Here is a 5,651-nt window from a genome sequence, read left to right as displayed (position 1 = left end):
TGGTATCAGAGCTATCAGATTTTTAGGGCTAATTGTGCATCTGCTAGACAAACAAATTAGCCTGTAATTCAGAGCCAGCAATCGTTTTGACGATTTGGATAAAATTTTCAATGTGACACTTTAGGGTGCGGAATGTGGGTTTAAATTGCTTGTGGAGATGAGATACTCTTTACTGTTGGCTCTGGCAAGAGTAAAGAGATTGGGGGAAGATTCGGCTAATCTAAGAATAAGCGATTAAAATGCGTCTTAGCTGATCGAGGAAAACTAGAATTGTCTATGAACACATTCACTCCCCATCAAATTGTTAGTTTATTCTGCAAAAATCGAACTTTATACGGAGAAGTAATTCAGGTGATCGAAAGTCGTTCGGCTCTTTGGGTGCGTCCTCTTTGGTTAATTGTAGCCGATAATTTTGAGACCATTGATGTGCGGGAAGGTTCCGATTTAATCCTACCGATAAACTTATTTAACCCCGCCTTAGATACGGAAGTTTTACCCCTATTCTCCCAAGTAATTAAAGATAATTATATCGCCAATATTTCCTATCCTCTCCAGGAATTTGTGCAGAAAGTTTGTCAAAATTATCCCGAATATTTTCAGAAAAATCTATGATTGATGAAGGCTACATTAAATACAATTGTACTTGGATTTTTGACCGTCCCTTAATAAGCTCAGAGATTGCAGAATTAAATTATTGGCGCAATCGCCTCTATCGACTGGGATTAATCGGTCAATACGATAACGGAATCGGTTTTGGGAATGTGAGTCAACGAGGGAAAATAGACAAAGAAATTATTATTTCTGGCACTAACACCGGGGGAATTCCAGTATTAAATGAATCCCATTACACCACAGTTATAGACTACAATTGGGAAGAAAATCGGGTCACTTGTCGGGGAACAATCGCCGCTTCTTCAGAAACTCTCACCCATGCAGCGATTTATGAAGCGAATCCCCAGATTAATGGGGTGATTCATATTCATCATCGCCCCCTGTGGCAAAATTTGATGTATCGAGTGCCGACCACCCAAGAAAATATCGCCTATGGAACCCCAGAAATGGCCGCAGAAATTATCCGTTTATGTCAAGAAGAGCGTCTAGAGGAGCAACAAATTTTAGTGATGAGTGGTCATGAAGAAGGAATTATCGCCTTTGGGCAAGATTTAGAAAAAGCGGGCAATTTATTATTATCCTATTACCAGCAATCTCAATCATCTTGAAAGTGACCTCCCCTCCAACTCACCCCTAGGGAGACAAAAGTGGTTTTGATTTAGTCGTTTTTATGTTAACTTGTTTTGTAGATTTTCGTTTTTGAGGAATGCTATCGTGATCGACATCTTCCATCATCTATCCGTTTCGATCGACTTTTCCCCCCTTACCAATGTCTTGATGACTATCTCGGATCAAGACGTGGATATCATCGGCAATGTCCAGAAAGCCTTCTCAAATTTCGTCAAAACCGGGCAAGCATGGGCCCTATTAATCGGTTTGATTGTCGGTTATATTTTTCGAGGTTTTACTTCTTATTAGCTTTTCGCCTATCAGCCTTCAGCCAGAGCGAGCAATTCTTGCTATTCTTATGTTTGTAGGGTTGGAGATTTTTCTAACCTGAAGCGGTAATGCTATCAGCACTGGATTATTCCCCAAAATTGTCCAGCATATTTTGGTTAACTTTATACACAATCATCTAACGAAAACAGTGACAGCAAAGAAAACTTGGAGCGATCGCTTTGAAGGTAGTCTCCATCCTACGATCGTAGAATTTAACGCCAGTATTGGCTTTGATATCGAATTAATCGAGTATGATCTCACCGGATCGATCGCTCACGCTAAAATGCTCGCTTATACGGGTATTATCAGCCCCGAAGAAGCAGATAGTCTCGTCTCTGGATTGGAACAAATTCGTCAAGAATACCGCACCGGCAACTTTAACCCCGGCATCGATCAAGAGGACGTGCATTTTGCCGTGGAACGTCGTTTAACCGAGATTGTGGGAGATGTGGGCAAAAAACTGCACACGGCCCGTTCGCGAAACGATCAGGTAGGAACGGATATTCGTCTGTATCTTAGACAACAAATCGATGATATTAGGCAAGAAATTCGCAATTTTCAGCAAGCTTTAGTCAATCACGCTGAAAACCATCTGGAAACCCTGATCCCCGGTTACACCCACCTACAGCGCGCTCAACCGATTAGTTTAGCCCATCATCTCCTCGCTTATTTTCAAATGGCCGAACGGGATCACCAAAGATTAGGGCAAATTCGCGCCAGGACTAATATTTCGCCCCTAGGATGTGGTGCTTTAGCGGGGACGACTTTTCCTATTGATCGTCATTACAGCGCCAATTTACTCGATTTTGAGCAGGTGTATAACAATAGTCTCGATGGAGTTAGCGATCGAGATTTTGCTATTGAATTTATGACGGCCGCTAGTCTGATTATGGTCCACCTGAGCCGTTTGAGCGAAGAAATGATTCTCTGGTCTTCCCAAGAATTTAGTTTTATCACTCTCACCGATAGTTGTGCCACGGGATCTAGCATTATGCCCCAGAAAAAAAATCCCGACGTTCCCGAATTGGTGCGCGGCAAAACAGGGCGGGTTTTTGGGCATTTACAGGCGTTATTGACCTTAATGAAGGGTTTACCCCTAGCCTATAACAAAGACTTGCAGGAGGACAAGGAAGCGTTATTTGATGGCGTTAAAACCGTGCGGATTTGTTTACAAGCGATGACGGTACTTTTAGCCACCGGGATTCAATTTAAAACCGACCGATTAGCTAACGCGGTGGCGGAAGATTTTTCTAATGCGACGGATGTGGCGGATTATTTAGCCAGTAAGGGGATTCCCTTCCGAGAAGCTTATAATTTAGTCGGGAAAGTGGTTAAAAGCAGTTTGGCAGCCGGTAAGTTATTGAAAGATTTAACCCTGACGGAATGGCAAGAATTACATCCGGCTTTTGAGGCCGATATCTACGACGCGATCGCTCCTCGTCAGGTAGTGGCGGCCCGTAATAGCTATGGTGGCACAGGTTTTGAACAAGTGCGATCGGCTTTAATTCAAGCTAAAGCCATTCTCGATCATGATTGATATTGTTGGCGGTTTTGGGGTTTTGGGGTATTAGTTAAAATTTCCCTATCTCCCTATCTCCCTATCTCCCTATCTCCTAATTCCTATGGATCGTGTTTGGCATTTTATTAAAAGTGTGATGGGAATTATCTTTCGTCATCCTGTAACTGGGGTGACAATAATTCCGCTGCTTGCTGATGGTACAATTGTTTTAATCCGACGCAGAGACACCGGCAAATGGGCCCTACCGGGGGGAATGATCGATTGGGGGGAAGATATTTTTAATACTGCCCAAAGGGAATTAAAAGAGGAAACGGGATTAAATTTAATCAGTTTAGGGCGTTTAGTCGGGGTTTATTCCTCTTTTGAGCGTGATCCACGCATTCACTCCATTTCAGTTTTAATTGAAGTGACGGTTGCGGGGAATTTTCAGATCAAAGATACATTAGAAGTTAGTGAGGTGAGAGCTTTTAGCATCGAAACTTTACCTCTAGGTAATCTCAGTCACGATAACGATCGCCAACTAGAAGATTATCTCAGGGGTGCCAATGTAGTGGCTTGATGTCGAGGGAAAGATAGTGAAGTTAGAAAGTTTGGTTAAAAGCAAGTGAGATAATATTTGGGGGAAATCAACACAATGACATTTGATGTGGTAAAAGTAAATGCCAAAGGTCAGGAAGTCGAACGAGAAAAGGCTGAAGCCTCATATTTCACCCAAGATTTGGGCAACGGCATCACCTTAGAAATGGTTGCCATACTGGGGGGAACTTTCACGATGGGTTCACCAGCAAATGAGAAAGATAGTTTTGATGATGAACGTCCTCAACATCAAGTAACTGTCCCCCCCTTTTTCATGGGTAAATATCCTATCACCCAGGCCCAGTGGAAAGCAGTTGCCTCTCGCACGGATTTAAAAGTAGAAAAAGACCTTGATCCTGATCCTTCCTACTTTAAAGATCCCCCCAAACCCCCCTTAAAAAGGGGGGCTTCCGATTCCCCCCCTTTTGAAGGGGGGGCTAGGGGGGGATCGCCCACGCGCTGGGATAGACCCGTGGAACAAGTCAAATGGTACGAGGCGATCGAATTCTGTGCGAGATTATCGAAACTAACGGTTCGGGAATACCGACTACCGAGTGAAGCGGAATGGGAATACGCTTGTCGTGCTGGAACCACCACCCCATTTTACTTTGGGGAAACCATTACGGGGAAATTGGCCAACTACAATGCCAGCGAAACCTACGCCGATGAACCCAAAGGAGAATATCGAGAAGAAACGACTCCTGTGGGACAATTTTCCCCCAATGCCTTCGGACTGTACGATATGCACGGCAATGTCTGGGAATGGTGCGCCGATACCTGGCACGATAACTATGACGGTGCGCCGAGGGATGGCAGTGTCTGGACAGAAAATGGGTATGATAATCATTCTTCTCTGCGGGGCGGTTCTTGGTACATCGATCCATTTAACTGCCGTTCCGCTTCCCGCTACGACGACTACCGCCGCGACTACAGCGGCGACTACGGTTTTCGGGTGGTGTGCGGTGCTGGGAGAACTTTGTAACCCTTTTCCTCTTTTTTTCCCTTTTTACCCTCATTCCCTATTTTTTCTCTTTTCTTTTCTTTCCCGCCTAAAGGCGGGTCGATTTTTTTGAGAAAATGGCGTTAATGTTAAATTTTATCCTAAATCCAGTTATTAAAAACTGATTATTTATTCCCCTTTTTGCATGAGTGCATGAGTAGAAAACGGGTTTCTCCGAGAAACCCGTTTTCTGTGGGTTACTCAAGAGTTATCGGTTATCAGTTGGGAAGGTGGTGTAATATTATGGGCAGTAAAGTTGCTCAAAAAGCTGATCAGTTTGCTATTAGCATAGTAAATGCTGATAAATATCTCAGCCCAGAAAAGAAAGAATTTATCCTGTTATAATAAAGTTAATTGATACCTGCTTAATTTAAGTTATGAACTTCAACCTTTATCTGGAAGATGAATTAAGTCAGCAACTACAGGCTTTATCTCGCTCTACAGGCAAATCCCAGAATGCTTTGATCCGAGAAGCAATACAGCTTTTAATTACCACAAAAGAACAGTCGCAATGGTCGTCAACTATCCTTAATTTTCAAGGGGTAAGTGATGGTATTGTTTTTGAAGCTTATAGAGAGGAACTTTCCCCACCTAGAGAAGATGAGGTGATTTAGTGCTGGTTTTACTCGATACTTGTACGATTAGTGATTTTGTCAAAGGTGATAGCAACACTCCAGGGCAGATCAAAAATCATACTAAATCTGGTTATTAAAAACTGATTATTTATTCCCCCTTTTGCCTTTTGTATGAGTAGAAAACGGGTTTCTCCGAGAAACCCGTTTTCTGTGGGTTACTCAACGGATTTAAAAATTAGGTAAAACCCCACACTCAGCCCCCAGGAAAAACTTTTTCAGCAGACCCTAAATAGGGTCTGCTGAAAAAGTACGGGCGAAGCATTCGGATAGAAAATCTACGGTTTCACCGATAGGTTATTGCCCGAATGCTTCGCCCCTACAGGACACGGGCCGATGAAGACGCAAGGTTTTGAACGACGATTCTCTCAAA

Annotated in this window: 7 protein-coding genes and 1 pseudogene; all 8 read left to right on the top strand. The window is 43.2% G+C overall.

The genetic code is table 11. The features are described from left to right. Window positions 1-276 precede the first annotated feature (276 nt). The 8 genes and pseudogenes from O9324_RS11245 (at window position 277) to O9324_RS11210 (ending at window position 5,260) form a co-directional block, all read left to right on the top strand. Complete coding sequence (locus tag O9324_RS11245; protein WP_288140225.1) at window positions 277-612, top strand: hypothetical protein; 336 nt, start codon at window positions 277-279, stop codon at window positions 610-612. Beyond that, the gene (locus O9324_RS11240) at window positions 609-1,220 is read left to right on the top strand and encodes a class II aldolase/adducin family protein (RefSeq protein WP_288140224.1); all 612 of its coding nucleotides are present in this window, start codon (window positions 609-611) and stop codon (window positions 1,218-1,220) included. Before O9324_RS11245 ends, O9324_RS11240 begins: the two co-directional genes overlap by 4 nt. Before the next feature lie 106 nt (window positions 1,221-1,326). Further along, window positions 1,327-1,530: a hypothetical protein gene (locus tag O9324_RS11235; RefSeq protein WP_287627653.1), complete on the top strand. Its 204-nt coding sequence runs from the start codon at window positions 1,327-1,329 to the stop codon at window positions 1,528-1,530. 169 nt (window positions 1,531-1,699) lie between these two features. Then, window positions 1,700-3,088 (top strand): argininosuccinate lyase, encoded by a 1,389-nt coding sequence (gene argH, locus O9324_RS11230; protein ID WP_002735516.1) that lies wholly within the window; start codon window positions 1,700-1,702, stop codon window positions 3,086-3,088. Window positions 3,089-3,173: 85 nt separating this feature from the next. Further along, complete coding sequence (locus O9324_RS11225) at window positions 3,174-3,629, top strand: NUDIX hydrolase (protein WP_288140223.1); 456 nt, start codon at window positions 3,174-3,176, stop codon at window positions 3,627-3,629. A 66-nt stretch (window positions 3,630-3,695) separates the two neighbouring features. Continuing rightward, window positions 3,696-4,628 (top strand): annotated as a pseudogene (locus tag O9324_RS11220) (formylglycine-generating enzyme family protein); the annotation flags it as partial. Window positions 4,629-4,799: 171 nt separating this feature from the next. After that, a complete protein-coding gene (locus tag O9324_RS11215; protein ID WP_288140222.1) occupies window positions 4,800-4,991 on the top strand; it encodes a hypothetical protein in 192 nt (63 codons plus the stop codon). Window positions 4,992-5,023: 32 nt separating this feature from the next. Then, a complete protein-coding gene (locus O9324_RS11210) occupies window positions 5,024-5,260 on the top strand; it encodes a ribbon-helix-helix protein, CopG family (protein WP_004267034.1) in 237 nt (78 codons plus the stop codon). The last annotated feature ends 391 nt before the right edge of the window (window positions 5,261-5,651 follow it).

Origin of the sequence: Microcystis sp. LE19-84.1B (genome assembly GCF_027531875.1) — a bacterium.
In the GTDB taxonomy this organism is placed as follows: domain Bacteria; phylum Cyanobacteriota; class Cyanobacteriia; order Cyanobacteriales; family Microcystaceae; genus Microcystis; species Microcystis panniformis.
Note: the sequence above shows the minus strand (reverse complement) of the source record. Positions and strands in the feature narration are given on the sequence as shown.